Genomic DNA, 20,140 nt, shown 5'->3' with positions numbered 1-20,140 from the left:
CGTTATTTATCAGCCGACCCCTTGATAGGCGGCGGTGCTCAGGCGAAGCCCCTCAACAGGAAGCCATGCACTCGCATCATAGCCGCCCGGACGAATGACGGCGGGAAGCGGCTTCTCTTCACGATCCCACGCATAGACTTCCGAAGATTCTTCCCGGAGCGTCATCTGAAAGATCATCAAGTCAGTTTCGGTCTGAGACTGCACGCGGAAGAGTTTGTTGTTCCAGCCCTGACTAGGGAGGCTTAGCGTCACGAGGCTCCCGACCTGAACCGCAAACGCCTTTGGACCGAATGTCGCGGTGAAGAAGCCGGGCGTCTTGGCTTCCCGCATCAAGAACTGCTTGGCGATCCGTTGGCAAGTTTCCGCACGAGAGACGAAGCCAAGGTCGAGGCTGAGTGTGCGCGGGACACCATCAGGGAGGTTGTCCGTCTCGATGACGCCCCAATCGACCAATTGGAAAAGCTGGGCGGGATCGGCGAACCGGCCACGCACGATGTTGTAGGTCTCGCGGGCAGGACCGCTGGGCACCCAACTATAGGAGGCAGGGGAGTTGATGCCGCCGACCAAATCGCTTTCGTCAAAGGCCTGTTTCGGACCAAGCGTGTCGTCATAGCCGCCCACAAGCCCATATGTGCCGCCCACGTCGGTGAGTTTGCACGACCCTATGGCGGCGGTGAGGGCGGACAACACCGTCTCATGGGTATCGGCGGTCGATACGATCCCATCGGCGGTGTAGCGCTGCACGGTCGAGCCATCAGCGGTGACGACACGCTCTTCGCAGACGTTCGCATAGACGCGAAAGTTGTCGAGATTGATGCGGTTGAGCGGAATGCCCATGCCCCATAACAGTTTGCCGTTGAGGCGATAGCCAATCAGGTAGGTGAGGAGGGCGAGGGCGGGGTTGCGGCCAATCTCGATACCAGAGTGGACGAATTCCCACGTTGTTTGATCGCTGGCGCGGTGTGGTCCCGAACCACCTGCCGTTGAATCAAGACGGGGATCATAGACAGGGCAACCGTCAACAACTGTGATGACTTTTTGCGGCAAACCCTGCGGCCAAGCCTTTTGGTCAAGTTTCCAGTCGATTGCGAGGTAGGCGCAACCGGTGAAGCGCGACGATGATGTCCATAAGGCCCCGGTGCCGAGCGCCTGAGCGTTTACGGCCGAACCCTCACCGATCGCGCGAATGAAGTTGATTCCATCTTGGTGAGCTACAAGCATCCCATTCGACCATGTCAGGTCATCTTCAAGGTAGATGTCGCGGATCGTAACTTTGTGCGACGCGAGCGCGATCACCTGCGCATAACGGTCCTTCTTGTTGCCCCATGTTTCGAAGAAGCGAACATCTGCGCCTGCGGCAGTGCGACCGAAGACGATCTTGCGGGGTGCAGAGGGAACAACGGAATTTTGAAGCCGGTCGGCCATCGACTGGCTGACGCTCTGGGGGGCTTTGCGGAAGAGTGTCCCGACACCCGCGAGAGCGAGCGAAACACCAAGCCCGACGACCGTGGAAGTGATGGCCGTGACGACGGCTGCGGACGCGCCGTAGAGCGATGCAACTGCGCCAAGAAGTGGAGCGGCATAGACGATGACCGCGACCGCCACGGCGATCATCACGACCGATTTGATGACCTTACTCACTGGATACGACCGAGAGTTCGAAGGGCACCGTGAAGGCGTACCGGCAATCGCGGGTCGGGATTATCGCGAGACGGTCTTGGCCTTGCTCCTCACCGACAAAGAAACTGAATTGGCCGACGCAGACGCCAACTGTGGTGGCATCGCGCATCACGATGTCGCCGCGCTGTGCGAAGTGAACAGATTTGGGTTCGCCGAACCAAGATTTTACGGTTCTGAGGAGTGTACCCGCGCCACGCTCGCGTAGTGCGGTGCGCGCACCATTGGCGGTGTCATAGGTCCCGCGATATGCGGCGGCGGGATCAACCCCAGTTTGCGCTCTGACGCATGATGCCGCGAAGAGTGCGCAATCATGCTGCCCCCAAACGAACGGGTCGTATTCTACGCGGTCAAGATATGTTCTAAGACGGTCTTCCCAATCGGGGTAACGGACGATGGATTCCATCGTCTATTTAGGTCGATCAGTAGTCTACCTGATTTTGGTACACGCTTCCGTCAGGTGATCTACCGCCGTAACCCGTGCCGCTGCTGTTCGTGACAGCCTTTGCGGGCGCGGGATCACCGTTCGCGATGCTCGCGGCATAATCTTGAGATGTATCCGTGGAGTCGTATTTCTTCTGGTCGAGATAGGTTTGATTAGTCGCGTTTGAGACAAGCGACTGGTGGCTCTCAATCGTCAGCGTGAAGTTGTGTGATCGGCCATCGTTTTGAATTTCGACCTTATCCATCGCGCCGCTTCGGACTCGGCGAAACATCCAAATGGGCTGTGCGAGCGGATCGGCCTGCGGGATCAGGATGGCGCGCCATATAGTAGCAGGGCGGGTGAGGTATTCGGCCGGGAGGGCTTCCGCTGCCGCAAGCGTGACGTTGGGGCTGGCGGGGACCGCTAAACTGATCGTGAATTCGTCCGAGCCGCTATAGCTGAACGTGTTGTCGCCGATTTGGACCGCAACGCCATTCGCGACGGGTTCGAACGTGTTGCCATCAAGGAGGCTGTCTCCTGATCCTGTAGGCTGGATCGGATGTGCGCCAGTCCAGACGAAAAGCGTTTCGTTGGCGAATTCCAGCCTTGCGGCGAGATAGGACGTGATGGCGGGGGCGGTGATCGCGCTCATCACCTGCGGCGTCATGTTGTCGCGCATCAGACGACCTCACGCGCCTCGATCGTGCCAAAGTCCGCGATGCGATCGGGGTCGAGCGTGTATGCAGGGCTATCGGTCGTCGCGAGACGGAAGACACCGAAGGGGCGAGCGAACTCCACCGCTGTCCCGGCGGCGAAATCTGCCCGAAGTGCCGGTTCAAAGCGCACCGTGACACGGCCATTTGCGTCCGCCACAGCGGCGGCTTCCGTAATCCTGAGAAGCTGCGCCCCGATCGTAAGCCATTGGCCCACTCGAAGCGTCGAGAGAGCCCCTGCGGCCCATCCCGCGACGCTGACGGCATTGTTCGTGGCATAGGCCTTGGTCGCGACGGTGCGCCCCGTCAGGCCGCTCACGATTGTGCGATTGGGATAGAAGCGGAATGAACCGACCATACCTTGGAGGCTCAGGCCCCAAGCCGCTATTACCTCAGCGCGAGGAATGCGCATCCGTGGCCACGACCAAGACAACTTCCACTGACTGGCTTGGTGAACGACCTGAACCTTTTTCGAATACGGCGATTCAGTCGCGGATTGGACGCGATCCAGAACAAGGCGTTCGGTCGCGGGCGAATATATGGGGAAATCTATAGGGAAACTGGCCACGAGATATTTAGCTCGTGGGCTTAGATCGTCCGACGTTGCAGCTTCTTGAGCGTGGAATCGGTCGCTTGCCTCGTGATGAGCGGCACTGCTGACATCACGCCCTCTGCCACCATAGCGCGGACCATGGCGGGGTCATTGCTCGTGATCGGCCCGTTGATGTTGATATGAAGTCCACCCGCGTTATCATTGGCGGCAAGCGACCGGAGTTCCCTGTTGTTCGTCACCCGTGCGTTGGCACCGATGCCCACGACTTCCGGGCCACGTTCACCTACAAGGTAATTGCCGGGTGATGTCATGCCGCCGTTTGCGCGCGCACCCTTCAATCCCTTCAGCAAGTTTCCGAAAATCGACCCCAACAGGCCTGAGCCGCCGCCCTCACCACCGCCAAACAACAGATTGCCGAGCGGTTTGATTATTGCTTGTTGAAGCCCAATATTGATCAAACCATTGATGATCGTCTTCGACATGCTGGTGAACGCCTCGCCGACACTCTTCGTCCCATCAATGATGCCCATCAGTCCATCTTGAAGCGACTTCAGGCCTTCGACTTCGACATTCTCGAACGCATCGTTGAGTTCGTCTGTGGTCTTCGGGATTGCGTCAAGATAAGCTTCTAACGGCGATTGGTTCTGATGCCGAACGCCGTCTTCGGCGAGGCTCTGGAGGGCGGGCAGGGCCTTCAATCGAGCTTCAGCCGCCTCGCGTTCTGCGCGCGTTGCCTTGCCGAGCTTTTCCAATTCAATCGTGTGTTCAAGCTGGAGACGTTCTTGATCAAACTGGTTGCGAACCAGCGCCAACGACTTGTCGCGACGATCCCGTGTCGAGCGGGTGAGCGCCATTTCTGCCGAGAGCATGTCGGCGTCGAGTTGCTTTCCCGCCAATGCGAGGTCAAGCTGATCCCGCGCAATCTCTGCATCACGATCCCGAATGGTTGCGTCATATTCTGTGTTGAATATTTCGCGCTCGATTTCCTTCAACAGTTTGGCTTGGGCAGCGGTGTAACGTTTCTTACCCTCCCGCACTTCCTTATCGCTGCCGGTCTGCATGTCGATGTCATCGGCATTCATGTAATAGCGATTGCGAATTTGCTTTGCGGCGAGGTCTTGACGCTCGGTCGGATCGTTGGTCATTCGCTCTTGCGAACGATAGAGGTCAGCGCGTGCGCCAAGAAACGTGCGGTCCCATGCCGCTGATAATTCACCATCACTTTTCAGCGTCTGGCCGGTCTTTTTCTTTGAAGCTGCGTCAGGTTTGGGGAGAAGGGCATTGGTCGATTTTGTTGGCGTGACCCTCAGGCCATGCCGAGACCGTGCCTCTAGCCGGGCAATGTCTTCCCGCTCGCCCCGCATTGCTTGCATGTCGGGATCATTCTTATTGCGACCAGCCCGGATGTTGTCGTTGTATCGGCGCGTGAGGTCATCATGCAGCGCTTGGCGACCGGCCTTCGTCTTTTTCAATTCCGCGCGGTCATCGGCCTGCATCTGCTCAATGGACTTGCCTGACATCCGCGCGCCGATGACGTGCGGCACATCCCATTTCAGCGGGTTGCTCTGCTGAGTAGACATCAGCTTCTGCACGTCCATCTGTGCGAAAAAGTTGGCGGCAGCGGTCGCGGCCTGCGTGAAGGCATTCGCCAGTGCCATCAGGGCGTCGGCGTTCTGGATAATCGCGCCCGCCATCTGGGCGTTGACGATCATCTTCATCGTGTCGAGTTGGTCATTCACCTGCCCGCCGTTGCGCAACAGGTGGTCGTCCAGCACGATCCCGTAGGATTCTGCGGCATCGGCGAGGGTGTTGAAGCCCTTCGAACCATCCGACATCAGAAGGGTGAGGTCGCCCGCTGATTTGCCAAATAGCTCGATTGTTTTCTGATTGCGGGCCGTCACGGTGCCGAGCTTCGCTATACCGTCCATCGCCTGCTTCAAGGCGGTGTCGGTATCCGCGCTCCTGACGCCAAGATCGTGGAAGGTTTTCGTTAGCGCCTTGTTGCCGTTCTGCGCCGCGCCAAGGTTCTTTGCGAATTTTCCAACCGCCGCATCGGCATTCTCAACCGATGAACCGGAAAGCTGGGCGGCATAGCGGAATTCTTGAATCGTCTTAGTCGTCGCGCCGGTACGGTCAGCGAGATCAACGATGGCGTCACCATAGTCGAACGCTTCTTGGATGCGTTCTTGTAAAATGTCGAAAGAGAATGCGCCGATGAAGCCGCCCGCGAAGCCAATAGCGGCATTCTTCGCGATGTTCATCGCATTCGTGATTTGCGATGCGGTCTGCTGCGTCGCGCGCGACGCATTCCGAAGACCGGCGATAAACTGAGCGCTTTCGAGCGCGAGATCAACTACGAGACTACCAACATTTGCCATGCTGGTATTTAGCGGCTGGTGTCATCCTCAATGACGTTGAACCCCGCGAACGCCGCCGCAATACGATCCTCAAGCGTGATGGCTGCGGCGCGCTTCGCCTCTAATCGGGCGGTTTCTTCGGGGTCGCGGTCGAGGAAATGGGGAGCCTCTTTTTCCGTTCGCTTATACCACTCCATTTCGAGGAGAAGGCGGGTGCGATCGTCCTCAGCGGGAGAGCCAAAGGGTTCGAAAAAGTGATAGGCTTCCCATTCCGCTAACTCATCCGGCGATAGCTGCCGATTAAGTTCACTTACGGTTTTGCCGAGCGCGAGCGCGAGCCTGAACAAGAAGCGCCTTTCCGGGCTGGCGCGGAATTTTTTTTTAGACTTTCGGGATCACGGCGGGCGTGTTCCTGCATGGCCTGCCACAGCGAGACGATGGTCTGGTAATCGAGTTCAGCAAAGGCGTCATAGTCCGCGACGCTGAACATCTGGTCGCCGTTTTCGTCCACGATCCCGAAAATCACGGTCAGGATCGCTTGCTCGTAGAGATCGACACGGGGCAGGCCTTCACGCTCGACCTCCGGTAATGCCTGATCTTCCTTCCAAGCAGTATGCGCGGCGTCGTTAGCGTAGATGGCATCGAGGAGGTCCACGCGCGCCCGCGCCGACAAGGTGCGGATGCGCACGGTGCCGCCCCACTCAGGAACCTCAACATCAGAGGTTGGAATGGGAGCGGCAAGGATCGCGTCTCGTGAGAGGAGCATCAGGCGGCAGTGCCCTTTGTGACTGGGCCACTGACCTCAAGCGTGATCGCGCCGGTCCACTGCTTATCGACGCCGCCCGACTTCTCGAACGACGGGACGAAAGCGTCGAACGTCCACTGCGTGCCGCTCGCCACTACCTTGAACGATGCCAGCGTACCGGCGGTGCGCGCCGTGTCACACGCTACCTGACCAGCGTCCGCGACGATGTAGTTGACGCTGATCTTGATCGAACCCTCATCGGGGATTCCCATCTGTTTTTCTTTTGCGACGGAATCCAAGTCCGTCACGTCAATGATGGATGCAGCGCCCGAGCCGATGCCGCTGAAGTCGGTGACGCCCGAGATTTTCGTGTAGGTGCTGCCGGTCTTGATTGAGATTGTCGTTCCCTGCGACGGCAAAACGTTCTTGGCCATATTTCTCCTGAAAACTATAGTTCAGGATATTTATCTCAGGGGCGTGATTCAGACGGTTGTGTAGAATTTGAAGAACAAGAGGGCACGGTGAAGCGTGGCCTGTGTCGTGGTTTCGGCCATCATATGTTCGTCAAGCCACTCGACAGTCTCGACGCCGTTTTCCCGCCAGATGATGAGGCTGTTTCGGATGGCGCGTGCGAGGAGTTTGGCTTGTCCGTAAGACTCACTCGATATGCTAATTTGGAACGTCACGAACCCTTCGTCGCCCACCGATCCATCAAGATCGGTCGTGACCTGTGTTTCGAGAAGCTGATAGACCGCGCATGGAAGGGCGTAAGCGGTTGGCGCGACGCTGGGGTAGACATTTGCGATACAAGTTTTGAGGCGTGCGTTGAGAAGCTGGTCGATCATCTGGTATTTAGACACCGCGCTTGATCAACTGCTTGTTCAGGACCTTGCCGATTGTATCGATGATAGATTGCTGAGAGTTTGTCAGCGCGCGAATCATGAAGGGGTCGGCGGCATTGTGAATGCTGCCGAACTCAACGAATGAAGAATGGTACGCGCTTGAGCCGATCGTCACCGCATTCTTAACTTGCGTGGGGTCAGCACTTTTGAGTTTCTTTACCTTGATGTTGTTGACGATCTTCCCGTGCGTCTCCTGCCGCGTCGTGCCACCCTTATTGTGACGGGTGCGCATTTCGCCTTCGGTTGTCTTTGGGGAGTTGGGAGCCTCGTTGATCGCCTCTTTGCGCAGTGTGGCCGCGCCTGCGCGGTTCGCAATTTGACCAGCTTTTGTGGCTTCCTGCTTCGACAGGCTCTCCAAGCGGTCTTGGAGCGCCGCCAGACCCCGCATGTTCGCGGTGATCACAAGCGCTCCTCCAATGTGAGGACCATCGTTTGGCGGCGGTCTGGCTGGTCGATCGCCACGATGTCGAATTCGGTGTCATCGATCTGGACGCGCATCGCAGTGGTGATGTCGGGGCGATAGCGGATGAGGTAGCGAGCCGTTGAGTAGGTGTCGCGACCACCCGCCCGCGCGGCGTCCTGCGTGCGCAATTCGAGCCGCTGAGCATGTAGCGATGCGATCTGGCGAAAGCTGGTGATGACCTGACCGAATTCGTCCTGTTCGTTGCCTGCATCGTCGTAGCTGCCCGCGCCATCACTCGCGCCAGCGCCTGCCGCGAAGAACATGAGCGAGGAGCCGCTCGTATCATCGGGTTCGATAGCAGGTGCCCCCGCTGCGACACGCGTCAGGGAGATGTTGGGCGAACCGCTGCGCGCGCTCAGGAGCGTCAATCGCCGGTCGAGCTGCCCCGCATTGATCTTCACAGCGAAAACACCCGGAAAGGGGCGCAAAGGCGAGTGATCGTCGTCATGGCGGCAGTGGTGTCGCCCGCGCGATCATCGAAATGCGCCGCGACGTGAACGGCGATGGCGTGTTTTAGTGCAGTCGGGACGATCGGCGTCACGAGCTTCCCGTCGCCGTCCGTGTAAGGGCGTATCCGTCTGCTGGTCAGGTGTTCGACAATATCCGCGCCAGACTCGACCAACATCTGTATCGTGTTTGGGTCGGTTCCAGAATCAATTCTAAGCCATTCTTGAAGTTCGCTCTGTGTGATCAGCATGAAGATATTTATGCTGATACGAAAAGAGCGGGGATTGCTCCCCGCTCTCCGTTGTTCATCATGCTATTCTGGCTTATGCCGCGATCTTCAGAAGCTTGTAAGCTGCCGTATCTACAACACAGCCACCCACGCGCTTACGCGTCTGATAGGTGACGTAGGGCTGCGCGATATACGGGTTGTAGAGCATGGACATCCCGACACGGTCGGCGATGGTGTAGGCGCGCTGGAAGTCACCGAACACAATGGGCGTAGAGTTCGCCGCGATGTTCGGCATGTCTTCGGCTTCCACCACCTCATAACCAGCGAGCAAGCCGGGGACGCCCGACTGAAGGCTATCCTGCCACAGGTAGCGACCTGTGGTGTCCTTCAGCATCCGAACCTGACCTAGCGTGTCCTTGTTCATGATGAAGCGGGCGTTCGGGCGGTACGCGGCCTTCAGCGAGTGGACCAACGCAATGATGGAGTCAGCGGTGATCTTTGCGGCATCGCCAGTCTTCACGGCCTGAACGGTGCCAAATGGGCGGGTCGCGTCGCCAGTCAGGGCGGACGTGACGTTCAACAGGCCCTTGGGCTTCTTCACGCCATCGCCGAGGAGGAATGCCGCACCTTCCGCGCGAGCAAACTCGGTCGCGACCTCACTGGTTACGAAACTCGCGATGTCGAATGCGGAATCCTCAAGGATCGTCTGAGTGACGAACGGGCTGGCATATAGCTCGCCAAAGGACGGCACGATTTCGACCAGCGACGACGCGGCGGTTTCGGGCCGAGCATCCTTCTCGCCAACCCATGCCGACGCGGTGCCACCTACGGAGAACGGAATGTGGAAGTCGGGCGTTGTGACGGAGATGACCCGTGCGACCGACCGCATCGGCGAGATGTCGATCACGGCCTTCTGAATCTGGCTGTCGATCAGCTTCGGCACGGTGTAGCCGCCCTCAGCCGGCACCAGTGCCGACATCGCTTTGATTTCCATGGAGTCGCCGCCACGGAGGTACATGTTGAACGCCTTCGTTTCATTGTCGGTCGTGATGTTCGACACGATGGCGGGGCGATTTGCGGCAGTTTCGAGCGCCTTGATTTCGGCGCGAAGCTCGGTCAGCGCCGTGTTCAGCGCGTCGGCCTGCTTGGTTTCTGCACGGTCTACGGCAGACTTGAACTCGGTTTCGAGATTCTTGAGTTCGGTATTCAGATTAGCGGACATACATCTCCTTGATTGTTGCAACACTCGATCGAATGGCCGCTAACGCAGCCTCGTGGTATTTAGCTTCCTGTTCATCGTCAGCGTCTTCCTCGACATCACCCGACTTTTCCTCTTCGTCATCCGTCACCTCGTCATCGGTGGCGTCATCATCGCGGCTGTCAAAAAGCTTTGTGATCGCGTCTTCACCAAAGCCCGCATCCGTGAGTTTCTTTTTCAAATCTTCATCCATGTCATTCTCCTGATTCTTAACGCTCGCGACCCGCGCCAATTCATTGCACGGGAAGGTAACGACTGAGATTTCTATCAACTTCGCTTCGGTGATGGTCCGCGTCTTCCCGTCTATTTCATATCCGGTCGCTATATATCCGATAGACAGCCCTGTTACGGCTCCTGCCTTCACCGCTGCATAGGCATCGCGACCCGCTGTGGTGTCGAGGAACTGGCCGCTTGCTTTGAGGCCGGTTGAGTCCTCTTTGAGATCGGTCCACACGCCAATCGGTAGCGCGAAAGCATCGTGATTGAAGAACATCGCGGGCATCGTTCCCGCCGACTTGTGTTCTTCGAGGGTGGCGCTGAATGCTCCGGGCGCGATGATGTCGCGCGCCTGATCCACATTGTTGAAAACTGCGCCATAACCCTCGAAGGTACGTGCCGTCGCACCCTCCGTTTCGGCAAATTTGACCTCTATCTTCCCCGCGAATGCCTTCTTTTCCATGAGGGTATTTATTCGGTGGGGGCTTGTGGCTGCTTGTCGGGGCCGAAGAGATTGACAGCGGGCGTCAGGAGATCGGCTGTGGGATCATCTGATCGATCGAAACCCTCCATTTCGCGAGCTTCATTGCGGGTGAAGATGCCGCTCGCGATCCCGTTTTTATAATATTCCATCCGCTCTTTGGCGGTGCCCCGAAGAAAGTCACGGTTATCTATCGTGATGCGAAGCCCTGCGGCGCGTTCGGCATCGGTCAGGAGCGCTTTTTCTGCTGACTGCATGTATCGCGCCTGCCAGTGGGCATCGGTGTCTTGATCGTGCGCGATATGAGCTTGCTCGACGCTCGCGTAAGACTGTGAACCGAGTGATTGAAAGACTTTCGTCGGGCTAACACGAAAGAAGCGGCAGACTTCTTCGATCTGATAGCGGCGAGCTTCTATCCATTGTGCATCATTAGCCGTGGAGGCGAGCGGGTTGAACTCGACGCCAGCGGGGAGGAGGATCGTCTTATGGGCGTTGCCTACGCCCTTCGCTTGTGAGTACCAAAACTCGGTGAGTTCCCGGACCTGATCGGGGTTGAGGACTGTGCCGTTTGACGGAGACAGGATGCCTCCCGGCTTTGCGCCATTTTTGAAGAGGTTTGCGCCGTACGTCTCGGTCGCAGTGGCAAGACCTAGGGCATTGCGAGCCGCCTTGATCGTGGGCATCCCTTCGTAGGATAGCCAAGCCGGTCCCTTCAGGTGCCAGATTTGCGACGCGGGGACGCGCATCCCGTATAGATAATATCGGACTTCGCCGCCCAGCTTGGTTTCATCAACCTCGATCGACACATTGCCGGGATCGATGGGGAGAAGTTCGAGTATCTCGCCAGTGCGCTGAGAACGATTGATGAAGACGTGGGCGTTGCTGTTTAACGCGAGATGCCAGCCAATCTGTTCGCGAAATTCATAGCTGGTCTGCCGCGAATTTGGTGAAAGATTGAGAAGATTGTAGAGCGGATGATCGGTTGCAGCGATGCGCCCGCCAGATGTTTCGCGATGAAGATAGCACGGCGGCAGGGCGAGGCCTTCTGCTATCACGCGAGCGCAAGCATGAACTGCGCTGACCGTCGTGCCACCAACACCGACGCCCATGGCTTCGCGAAGGGCCTCCTCTACCGCTTCCGGTGAGGAGATCGTAGGTGTTACTGTTTTGTATTCTGACTTCTGTTCTGTTGCTCCTAAGAGCCAATCCATCCAACCCATCTGGTATTTAGGTTGGTGGGATTAGTCCAAGACGGCGAACGTCAGTTTGACGGGCGGGGTAGGGGGCGTCTCACAAGACGCGGCGTAAGCCATGAGTGTCGCGATCATCACGTCAATCTTCTGATGTTTCTGCGATTTTGACGGCTTCACAGGAGTGCGCGTCACTCCCTTTTCATTGATTGCGACATTGGCCGCGCACCAATTCAACACAGGGTTACTGGGGTGGCGGATGTTGCCGTTCTTTAAGTCGGCCTCAAAGTCGTCAAGGGTGGTGGTCCAGAGGGCAGGGGCAGATGCTGGCCAAATCTCTGTCTCGATTCCAAGTGCTTCGACTTCCTGCCGAAGAAACTCGCCCTGCCATGGGTCGAAGATCGCTTTCACAATCTTGAAGTCGCGGCATAGTTGGAGGACGTGACGCCTAACTTCTCTAAAGTCAGATGCTGTGCCTTCCGTCGCGCTCAAGTGGCCGCTGTCGATCCAATCTCGGTACGCGGGAGCATTCGGTGACGCGTCCAGCGCGCCTTCGGGGAGGTGGGCGAACGGGAAGATGAGCTTGCGGCCAGCGTCCGGGATGATCAACGAGATGGCAGTGAGGTCCTGCCGCGTCGAGATGTCAGCGGCGAGATAGGCTTCCCGGCCACGATAGCGGGCGATGTCGAGCGTTTCATCTATTGCGGACGCCCACAACTGCGTCGTCAGCCATCCGGCCGCACTCGCCACCCACTGATTGAGATGCTTGGTGCGGATCGCGGCCTGTTTGGCGGGGGACTGCCGCGCCTCGCTAAGCTGATCCTGTAGATAGGCGGCACCGACGCTGACGCCCCAATTGGGATTGGCCTTTCGCCATGACGCTTCGTCGCGCCAGTCGTCGCCGGGGTCGATGGTGTAGATGAGGGCGAACAATCGGTCGTTGGCCTTTAGCCCGGCCAATACGGCTTCGGCCTCCATCTGTTCAGCATGGCAGACGCCAGCGAGGTTGTTACCCGCCGTTGTGATGATGAGGAGAAGGGGCTGAGAGCGCGCCCCCATGCCCGTGCGGAAGGCGTTGATCTGGGTATCGTCACGGGCCTGATGAAGCTCATCGCAGCACGCGAAATGGGGTGATGAACCATCCTTGGTGTTGGCGATGACGCGGCTGAATTTTGATCCGCTTGAGACACTGTAAACGGCGGATTTCGCCACGCTGATGTCGAGGGCTTCGGCCAGACCCGGAGACATCTCCACCATACGGCGGGCGGGCTCGAATACCTCGTTCGCCTGCTCCAGACTGGTTGCGCCGCTGTAGCCTTCAGCGCCCGGCTCGCCATCGGCGAACACCATGTAGAGCGCGATCCCGGCGGCGAGGAGTGATTTGCCGTTCTTGCGCGGCAGTAAGATCAGGGCTTGGCGGTAGCGCCTGAGGCCGGTCGCTTTTTCAAGCCAGCCAAAGATGTTTGCGAGCGCGAAGACCTGAAACGGTTCAAGGCGGATGGGCTGACCAGCCCATTTGCCTTTGACGTGGACAAGGCCCTGTAGAAAGGTGCAGACATGATCGACGGCATCTTCACTGAAGACGAGGTCACGACGGTCGAAATCGGCTTGGAAACGCTGTGCCGCCTGCTTGATCTGGACGCACGCGGGCGTCTTTCCGCTCAATATATCCTTGGCGTAGTTGGCGGCGACGGCTGAAAAACTGTTTCGGGTGAACCTTCTCACCCGATATTTAGGATCAGTGCTCCTTGGGGCGGACGGTGAAGGGCGATGACGCGGGTTTGTCCGCCGATCCTGTGCGCGCGAGGCGAGAGCGAAGGCCTGCAATGCCGAGCAATTCAGCCATGCGGCGAAGCTCCGTCAGGATCGCGGCCTTGGGAAGCTCACCCGCGCTGATCTGCTCGCGATACAGAGCTTCCATCGTGCAGTAGCGGGCAAACAGGCTGCTATCTGCCTCTGTGATCCCGCAGGCCGTGACCCGGTCCAGTTCCTCACGCCAAACCGAGCGTGCTTCCTTCGTCAAATAGCGGGGGGCGATAGGAGCGCTCTTGGCAGGCGTCGCAATTTCGGTGATGTCGGCGTGGCGGTCAGCGCGGAAAGTGCCCGCGAGTGCTTTTGCGGCTGGATTTGCTATGCGGCGTCCTATTTTCACGCATATATTTATACATAGCAGGCTTTTTAGAGTCAGAGTGGGGGGGGGCTATGAACGAAGGGCCAGACACAGCGCCAACGCCAGTGGCGGGCCAGAAAAAAGAGTTGCGAGATTGGCTTAACGTCATTGTCGCATTCTGTGCGCTTATAGTTTCAATTGTCTCGCTGTGGACTACTATAAAAGTGTCTGGTCTAGAGGATTACTTTCAATCCGAGATCGTAAGGCGAAATGCGGAATTGAAGCAGATAGCGGCACGATCCGACATGCTAGAAAGCGTGGCTACGGCCCGTTCCGAGCGGTTATCCGAAATCCAATCTTCAGCCGATAGTGTTATGTCCCGCTTTTCCGAGGCTCAGCAACGTCTAATTCTCGCCCAAGCAGATTTGTCCAAGGTTCGCAGCGACGCTGCATTGGCGGCAGCCAATCTGGCAGATGCAAAACGGGGAGGTGCCGAGACGGCAGCCAGACTGGCATCCCAAGCGAACTCCTTTGATCTTTTTATACGTGCGAATGCACTCGATTACGCGTCACTAAGTTTAGTTATGAGAACAAGATTTGATGAGGACGCAATCCCGTCAGGAAAGTCCGCTATAACGGCTATCAATGCTCTGACCGCTCCTGCTGGGCAACGTTTGCTTCAACCCTATCTCGACCGCATTAAAGTCAAGGTCCCTTCCGTTTGCCCCATGCTTAACGATTGGAAGGCCACGATTCCTGACACGCTACCGGAGGTGCCCAAACCTACGATAACGTATATGTCGAATGCATCTAAGCAGACGATCGACCGCCTGACCCGTGAAGCGCAAAGCAAATACATGACGGCTTTGAACGAAAAATTTGAGAAAGATCGGGTCCGGCGGGAAGCAGAACGCGAGGCTTATGAGCAACTGGATCGTCTTTCGAAAAACTGCATGTGCAAAGCTTTGGCTGACGAAAAGATCGGCGCTGACCAAATTTGCCCCGCGACATCCTGAAATTTCATTCTGACATGAAGAAAAAAAGGCTGGGGTGCGGTGTACGCCTTTGAGGGGACGGGATGATTTCACCCCGCCCCCTTCATGACGCGCTTGATTGGGAGGTCGGACCTCCAAATGTATTTATCATCGGACAGAAAATCGGCGTCGGTCTTGAAAAGCTGGATTCGTTATAGCGGGGAGATGGAAGTTGGCTGATCCAGAATGGCTGCTCGAAACGTGCCGCGCTATCATTGCTTCGAAGCAAGTGAAGCAATTCGTCGTAGGCATTACGACGAACCCAACCCGCCGCCGATCAGCTTATGCCACGTGGGCGCGGAAGAAGGGTGGAACGCTCAACGGCTTCGTCGTTCTGGATTGGGGAATGTCGCAGGCCAAAACACTCAAGGTGGAAAAGCATCTGTTTGACGGCCTAATCAACCATCCCGGATATGGCGTCATCAAAATGCACTACCACCCATCTGTGACTGCGGCGGATAACCAATCGGTGTACCTCGCTTGGTGGTCAGACTGGCTTGTTTCCGTCTGATCGGGCGCGCCTGAGCCATTCGCCTAACTGTGGATCGAGGCTGATGGAAGTGATGTCATGGCCTCGCATGGCATATCGCGCCTCAATTACTGCCTTCGCATCATTGCAGGCGCGGCAGGCAGGCGCGAGGTTCGCGATGTCGTTGGTCCCGCCAAGTGCGAGTGCGACGATGTGATCAAGGATCGTTGCGGGCGTGACGCGGCCACGCGCGAGACAATAGCGGCACAATGGTTCAGCACTGAAGATGGCGAGGCGCTGGCGGCGATACGACGCGGACTGGTCGCGGAGATGAGTGCTTCCCCCGCGTCTATTCGTCCGCACAGATTTTCCAAATTGCTTCGGGTGGCAGGGCATCCGGTATTTAGCGGTTTGTCCGCATATTCTCAGGGCCGAAGGGTGCAAGGTACCCGCAAAGTGCGACGCTGGCGGCATCGGCATGACATAAGCTTCGTATCTGCTGGCGCGCCCTACCGCCCTGTGCCAGCATCTACGAATGTCTATTTTCGATCCCATGACATGGCAGGCTTGTTCGCCGAAAGAGGTGATAGCCCATCTGGAAAAATCGCAAAGCGGCCATTGTCAGGATGATTCACAGACCAATTCTGCGGGGCAGCGGCCAGCGGCCCTTGTAATCCAAACTCTGATAGCGCCAATTGACATATACGCCTATTTGAAGGCTCGTTTTGGTAGGCCTAATGGTATTCAGTCAATAATAGTCGAGGAAGACTCAAACAATATCTTCCACTGGGACTATTACGTGAAATGCGCGGACAGCATTATAATATTCACCGGCGCAACACAGGAAGTGCATGCACTGATAAAGCGGCCTATGGCGGATGCTGATTGGCTCAGATTATCAAATCATTGAAAAATGACTTTGGTCGTATGGGGCGCGAGAAAAGCGAAATCATAAAATCGTTAGAAAAGTGGTATGTTTTTCCAAACCGCTTTCTAGCTATCGCTAATCGATGCGCCGATCTGCATCAGAGGCTCTCCATGGCACTACCGCGAGCTGAGCGCGACATGAATGCCAAAATTGTGCGGTCAAGCGATCCAGATTTTGTTTTAAAGTCAAAGCGTCGCAGTAAGCTGATTTCCGACATCACGGAGTGCTGTATCGAGTTGCCGATACTTATGCCCATTATGTTTGAAACGTTTATCGGTATGATCGTGGCGTTTCTGACCAAGGCAGGCGTGAGAGGAAATGAACGATTGTTTCAAACGTTCAAAAAATCGGCGTTAGACGTCAAAATATTTGATCTCCATACGAGATGTGACGGGTTCATGAAGCCTGTCGATCCTGCCAATCCCGTTATGAGCCGCTACTGGTCGGTGGTGAACCGCAGAAATGACATAATGCATGGCAACATCGATCCTGTTCGTGATGCCACCGAAGTTATATATTTTGATGGAAAAAAGCCTCTATATACGTCTGGGGCTGATCGAATTGTCTATCATTGGCGGGGCCTAATCCGTCAATATGACCCTGAGCGGGTCTTAAGAGATTATTTGACGACGCACGAATTCATTATCGAGATTCTTGACCACATGATGCCGTCGTCAAGGCAAACTTTTATTTTGCTAATGGCAGAAGCCCAGCCCGGCTGGGACGATAGACGAAAGAAATTGGGTATTTTATTTCCCGATCATCTGCATATGACAAACTATGGAGAACTTCGCTACGATGGAGATTTGAAAGCCTAGCGGGTTGCAACTTTCGTCATAAGGACTACTTGCGAACGTCTCCCATCCCGAAGGATTAATCATGGCCGACGAAAACTTTGAAATCGACGCTGTCGAACTCGCCACCGAACTGACGGTAGCGTGGCTCGCTAACCCCAACACCCGCACGTCGGCCGATGATGTTCCCGCGTTCCTGCACAAGATGCATGAGACGGTTTCGGCTCTCATGGGCGGCGATGCCGCGACGACCGAGGTTCAAGCTCCCGTCGAATACACCCCGGCTGTGTCGGTTCGGAAATCCCTCGCCTCGCCCGATCACATCGTCTCGATGATTGACGGCAAGTCCTACAAGACGCTGCGTCGTCACCTCGCCACGCATGGCCTGACGCCCGAGGAATATCGCGAACGCTATGGTCTGAAGCCCGACTATCCGATGGTCGCCCAGACCTACAGCGAAAGCCGCCGTGCCATGGCGAAGAAGATCGGCCTTGGCCGTAAGCCGGGCCAGAAGGTCGAAAAGGCTGCGGCTAAGCCCGCTCGGAAGGGCAAGTCGGTCGCTGACGCAAAGGCGGCGGCTCAGGCCCATTTGGGTGGCGAAAGCTGATGTAAGCCGTTCCACAGGCCCGCATTCCTGACGACCTCGAAGGGGGCTGGTTATGCCAGCCCCTTTTTTGTTGGGCAGCAATGGCTACGCATCACTCCGGTAACGTTGCCGGAAACGCGTTCGATCGTGCCGGGGACAACGTTATCCCTGTGATTGCTGCCGCAACGTCAGCGCATTTGGAAATGGTTTCCGAAAGCCGCACTCTGCAACGGGTTGCACGAATGCCGCGATGCCGTCGCATACAACGCCAAATTTACCGCCACATATTCGCGCGTGTATTTCGCAATTTTCAGCGTCGTGTTCATCGCAATATACAAAGCCAGCATCGCAGCGAGCAACACGCAAGGTATTTGCCGAATACCCGGAAAATTACCGCGTATGAGTGGGGCACGTATTTTACGTCTGACGGAAACATATACTGCCGCGTTTAAACGCCGTGCCAGTGGGGATTCTAACGGCTCACCGTTAGCGTCTATACGAAGTGTATAGATTTGCTTAAAAAGGGCTTGCGCTTCTCGTCCGAGGGCGTCAATAGACGACTTCCGGGGCGGCTTAGAGCCGCCCCGGTCGCCGAGGTTCTAGGAGATTGCGGCTCCGAAGAACCTCATTTGCTACTCTTTCGCTCGGATCGGGCAGAAAGGAGGCGGGCCTATGGTACCGCCGATATAGCGTAGCAGCCGTTTAGGCTGTTTAAACGGGCCTGTCCAGCATCGTGAGGTGTTGGACAGGCCTTTTCTATATGTGTTGGATGTCACGCTATTCGCCCTGCGAAAGATTGATGGGACCGTGTCCGTCTTTCGTAGGCTTTGCATGATTGAACTTTAACTTTTTGCCGATAATTTGCGGCGTTCAATCATCAAGGATGCCCTCCCATGGCCCTGAAAGACATCTTCAACCTCTTTGACGACAAGCTCGCCGACGTGTTCGCGAAGAAGGCCTACGATCCCGCGAAGGATCGCGCCAAGCTTGTGAAACGCCTCGAAACGCAGAAGGCCAAGTTTCTCGCGACCGAGCCCGCGCGCGGCGCGAAGGATTTTAAGATTGCGAATGGTGTCGTGGAATTCCGCCCCGTGCTCCCCGGCGGACATCCGCTGGTGCTGGGCGGTAAGGAAGTGAACTACGTCCCGTCAGAGCGCTTTACAGATGTCTTGGACAAGCTGATTGCCGAAGTGCAGGCGGGCGAGGTGGACGACCAGCTTGAGGGCAAAGAGGGCAGTGCGCCTATGCCTCGTGCTCGTACCGCACGTGTACCTCGTGAAGGTGGTGGCAAGGGCTGGTCGGAAGAACGTCGGGCAGCTTATGCGGCGACGATCGCGGCGCGTAAGGCGGCCAAAGGGCAGGGCTGAGCCTGCTCACTTTCCTGAACGAATGTAAAATTTGACGGGGGTATATGAACAAGGCGTTTGGCGTTCTCGCGCTTGCCATATTGGCATCAGGGTGTGAATCAAAAAACAAGGACGAGACGCCTGCGCTTACTGGCAGGCATTTGAGTCCTGCCGAGAATGCCAAATTTGATATTGAAGGGGCAAGGCCGGGGGAAACTCGGGTGCAAGCCATCCAGAAATTTAAGAAGTCGCTTCCCGGTCACGAAATAGAGTTGTTCAGTGACATATATACCTATGCGAAAGCCCCGTTCGATACGATAACGCTTACTACGCAGTCCGATTTGCCGACGCGTGATGTGATAAAAATTGAACGGCGTCGCGAATTTCCGAACGGCACAAGCCGTGATGCCGTCATGAAACTTCTTCGGTCAAAATTTGGAAATTTGGTTGAGCCAAACCTGCAAACGGTAAATGCCGTAGGCGATGGCAAGCGGACGGAGGTTTCAAACGGGCTTTACTTCGCAGGTGAGGGCGTAACGGCAGATGGTAAAATTCTGTCCCGGTGCGCAGACGCAAGCGGATTTTCTTTTAGTGCCGGGCCATCCGTCGACTGTGGGTTGATGGTGCGCGTAAAACTTTCGGGAACGCCTGAGCTTGTTAAAATCATCGAGATTGAGATGATCAATGCGCGGGCCGAGAGGGCAATCGAAAAGCGGGCTGCGCTTTGGAGAGAGAAGCAGGAACAGGCCGATCGTACGGCGGAAATGCAAAATGCCGAAGTGGTGAACTCGCTCTGATGTCAGTTTGATCTATCGGGGTTTGCCAAAAGTCGCCGCAAATTCAGGCCCCAGCGCAAGCGGGCTTAATGATAGGGTGTAAGGGATGGAGGCAACAAATGGGGTATAGCGGGAATAAGGAATAAGTTGTTTTCTTCTGGTCTATTAATGAAGAAAAACCCTTACATCCCTTACACCCCTCCATTTTTCTTAAAAAAAACGGCGGATTTCCGCCGTTTCTATAAATCGAAGAAAACCAAGCCCCTCCATAAACCCCTCCATTTTCGCCATCACCCCATCATCGATCCGCATCCGCTGGCGACTGAACTTCGCGATTTTGGTTTAAATCGACACCAAATCGAAGTGCGTGTATAAATAGTTTCAGGAGCCGAGGTCAGGCGGCATCTGGAAACGAATTTAGTGACACGAGATGGGTGTAAGT

25 protein-coding genes are annotated in these 20,140 nt (G+C 56.4%); 7 read left to right on the top strand and 18 right to left on the bottom strand.

Features of this window, described 5'->3' with window-relative positions; translation table 11 throughout:
* Positions 1-9: 9 nt before the first annotated feature.
* The 17 genes from ASF14_RS16680 to ASF14_RS16605 form a co-directional block, all read right to left on the bottom strand.
* Entirely contained in the window at positions 10-1,641 is a 1,632-nt protein-coding gene (locus tag ASF14_RS16680; protein ID WP_082442302.1) for a hypothetical protein, read from the bottom strand.
* Positions 1,634-2,083 (bottom strand): DUF6950 family protein, encoded by a 450-nt coding sequence (locus tag ASF14_RS22610; RefSeq protein ID WP_082442301.1) that lies wholly within the window; start codon positions 2,081-2,083, stop codon positions 1,634-1,636. Before ASF14_RS22610 ends, ASF14_RS16680 begins: the two co-directional genes overlap by 8 nt.
* Before the next feature lie 16 nt (positions 2,084-2,099).
* Positions 2,100-2,780 (bottom strand): hypothetical protein, encoded by a 681-nt coding sequence (locus ASF14_RS16670; protein WP_056437629.1) that lies wholly within the window; start codon positions 2,778-2,780, stop codon positions 2,100-2,102.
* Positions 2,780-3,133 (bottom strand): hypothetical protein, encoded by a 354-nt coding sequence (locus ASF14_RS16665; protein WP_156361261.1) that lies wholly within the window; start codon positions 3,131-3,133, stop codon positions 2,780-2,782. The genes ASF14_RS16670 and ASF14_RS16665 overlap by 1 nt, the downstream gene beginning before the upstream one ends.
* 269 nt (positions 3,134-3,402) lie before the next feature.
* Positions 3,403-5,745: a hypothetical protein gene (locus ASF14_RS16660; protein ID WP_156361260.1), complete on the bottom strand. Its 2,343-nt coding sequence runs from the start codon at positions 5,743-5,745 to the stop codon at positions 3,403-3,405.
* 8 nt (positions 5,746-5,753) lie between these two features.
* Complete coding sequence (locus tag ASF14_RS21665) at positions 5,754-6,071, bottom strand: hypothetical protein (RefSeq protein ID WP_156361259.1); 318 nt, start codon at positions 6,069-6,071, stop codon at positions 5,754-5,756.
* Positions 6,035-6,490, bottom strand: a complete 456-nt coding sequence (locus ASF14_RS16655) for a hypothetical protein (protein WP_056437619.1) — start codon at positions 6,488-6,490, stop codon at positions 6,035-6,037. Before ASF14_RS16655 ends, ASF14_RS21665 begins: the two co-directional genes overlap by 37 nt.
* The gene (locus tag ASF14_RS16650) at positions 6,490-6,903 is read right to left on the bottom strand and encodes a phage tail tube protein (protein ID WP_056437615.1); all 414 of its coding nucleotides are present in this window, start codon (positions 6,901-6,903) and stop codon (positions 6,490-6,492) included. Before ASF14_RS16650 ends, ASF14_RS16655 begins: the two co-directional genes overlap by 1 nt.
* Positions 6,904-6,951: 48 nt before the next feature.
* On the bottom strand, positions 6,952-7,314 hold the full coding sequence (gp17, locus tag ASF14_RS16645) for a tail completion protein gp17 (RefSeq protein WP_056437612.1): 363 nt from the start codon (positions 7,312-7,314) through the stop codon (positions 6,952-6,954).
* Between the two features lie 7 nt (positions 7,315-7,321).
* The gene (locus ASF14_RS16640; RefSeq protein WP_056437609.1) at positions 7,322-7,774 is read right to left on the bottom strand and encodes an HK97-gp10 family putative phage morphogenesis protein; all 453 of its coding nucleotides are present in this window, start codon (positions 7,772-7,774) and stop codon (positions 7,322-7,324) included.
* Positions 7,771-8,235 carry a phage head closure protein gene (locus ASF14_RS16635; protein WP_201780613.1) on the bottom strand — a complete coding sequence of 155 codons (465 nt, stop codon included), beginning with the start codon at positions 8,233-8,235 and terminating at the stop codon, positions 7,771-7,773. The genes ASF14_RS16640 and ASF14_RS16635 overlap by 4 nt, the downstream gene beginning before the upstream one ends.
* Positions 8,232-8,531 carry a head-tail connector protein gene (locus ASF14_RS16630; RefSeq protein WP_056437606.1) on the bottom strand — a complete coding sequence of 100 codons (300 nt, stop codon included), beginning with the start codon at positions 8,529-8,531 and terminating at the stop codon, positions 8,232-8,234. Before ASF14_RS16630 ends, ASF14_RS16635 begins: the two co-directional genes overlap by 4 nt.
* Positions 8,532-8,604: 73 nt before the next feature.
* Complete coding sequence (locus tag ASF14_RS16625; RefSeq protein WP_056437603.1) at positions 8,605-9,732, bottom strand: phage major capsid protein; 1,128 nt, start codon at positions 9,730-9,732, stop codon at positions 8,605-8,607.
* Positions 9,722-10,447, bottom strand: a complete 726-nt coding sequence (locus ASF14_RS16620; protein ID WP_056437599.1) for an HK97 family phage prohead protease — start codon at positions 10,445-10,447, stop codon at positions 9,722-9,724. The genes ASF14_RS16625 and ASF14_RS16620 overlap by 11 nt, the downstream gene beginning before the upstream one ends.
* An 8-nt stretch (positions 10,448-10,455) precedes the next feature.
* Positions 10,456-11,676: a phage portal protein gene (locus ASF14_RS16615; RefSeq protein ID WP_236697113.1), complete on the bottom strand. Its 1,221-nt coding sequence runs from the start codon at positions 11,674-11,676 to the stop codon at positions 10,456-10,458.
* Between the two features lie 30 nt (positions 11,677-11,706).
* Positions 11,707-13,320 (bottom strand): terminase large subunit, encoded by a 1,614-nt coding sequence (locus ASF14_RS16610; RefSeq protein WP_236697112.1) that lies wholly within the window; start codon positions 13,318-13,320, stop codon positions 11,707-11,709.
* A 73-nt stretch (positions 13,321-13,393) separates the two neighbouring features.
* The gene (locus ASF14_RS16605; protein ID WP_168371556.1) at positions 13,394-13,807 is read right to left on the bottom strand and encodes a hypothetical protein; all 414 of its coding nucleotides are present in this window, start codon (positions 13,805-13,807) and stop codon (positions 13,394-13,396) included.
* 50 nt (positions 13,808-13,857) lie between these two features.
* Here ASF14_RS16605 and ASF14_RS21660 point away from each other — a divergent pair, with 50 nt between their 5' ends.
* Positions 13,858-14,781 carry a hypothetical protein gene (locus ASF14_RS21660; RefSeq protein WP_156361256.1) on the top strand — a complete coding sequence of 308 codons (924 nt, stop codon included), beginning with the start codon at positions 13,858-13,860 and terminating at the stop codon, positions 14,779-14,781.
* A gap of 190 nt (positions 14,782-14,971) precedes the next feature.
* Positions 14,972-15,310: a hypothetical protein gene (locus ASF14_RS21655; RefSeq protein WP_156361255.1), complete on the top strand. Its 339-nt coding sequence runs from the start codon at positions 14,972-14,974 to the stop codon at positions 15,308-15,310.
* Here the strand turns inward: ASF14_RS21655 and ASF14_RS20970 are convergent.
* On the bottom strand, positions 15,287-15,664 hold the full coding sequence (locus tag ASF14_RS20970) for an HNH endonuclease (RefSeq protein ID WP_201780617.1): 378 nt from the start codon (positions 15,662-15,664) through the stop codon (positions 15,287-15,289). The genes ASF14_RS21655 and ASF14_RS20970 overlap by 24 nt on opposite strands.
* A 489-nt stretch (positions 15,665-16,153) precedes the next feature.
* On the opposite strand from ASF14_RS20970, the gene ASF14_RS21650 reads away from it, so the two are divergent.
* The 5 genes from ASF14_RS21650 to ASF14_RS21945 all read left to right on the top strand — a co-directional run bounded on the left by ASF14_RS21650 (position 16,154) and on the right by ASF14_RS21945 (position 20,073).
* Positions 16,154-17,014: a hypothetical protein gene (locus ASF14_RS21650; protein ID WP_156361253.1), complete on the top strand. Its 861-nt coding sequence runs from the start codon at positions 16,154-16,156 to the stop codon at positions 17,012-17,014.
* A 61-nt stretch (positions 17,015-17,075) separates the two neighbouring features.
* Complete coding sequence (locus ASF14_RS16595) at positions 17,076-17,597, top strand: MucR family transcriptional regulator (protein WP_056437588.1); 522 nt, start codon at positions 17,076-17,078, stop codon at positions 17,595-17,597.
* An 872-nt stretch (positions 17,598-18,469) separates the two neighbouring features.
* Complete coding sequence (locus ASF14_RS16590; RefSeq protein ID WP_056437585.1) at positions 18,470-18,943, top strand: hypothetical protein; 474 nt, start codon at positions 18,470-18,472, stop codon at positions 18,941-18,943.
* 44 nt (positions 18,944-18,987) lie between these two features.
* Positions 18,988-19,719, top strand: coding sequence for a hypothetical protein (locus ASF14_RS21645; RefSeq protein WP_156361252.1), 732 nt, complete (start codon positions 18,988-18,990; stop codon positions 19,717-19,719).
* Between the two features lie 126 nt (positions 19,720-19,845).
* Entirely contained in the window at positions 19,846-20,073 is a 228-nt protein-coding gene (locus ASF14_RS21945; RefSeq protein WP_168371555.1) for a hypothetical protein, read from the top strand.
* Positions 20,074-20,140: the final 67 nt, after the last annotated feature.

This window comes from Sphingomonas sp. Leaf257 (assembly GCF_001422185.1).
Lineage (GTDB): Bacteria > Pseudomonadota > Alphaproteobacteria > Sphingomonadales > Sphingomonadaceae > Sphingomonas > Sphingomonas yabuuchiae.
This window is presented reverse-complemented; position numbering and strand designations above follow the sequence as displayed.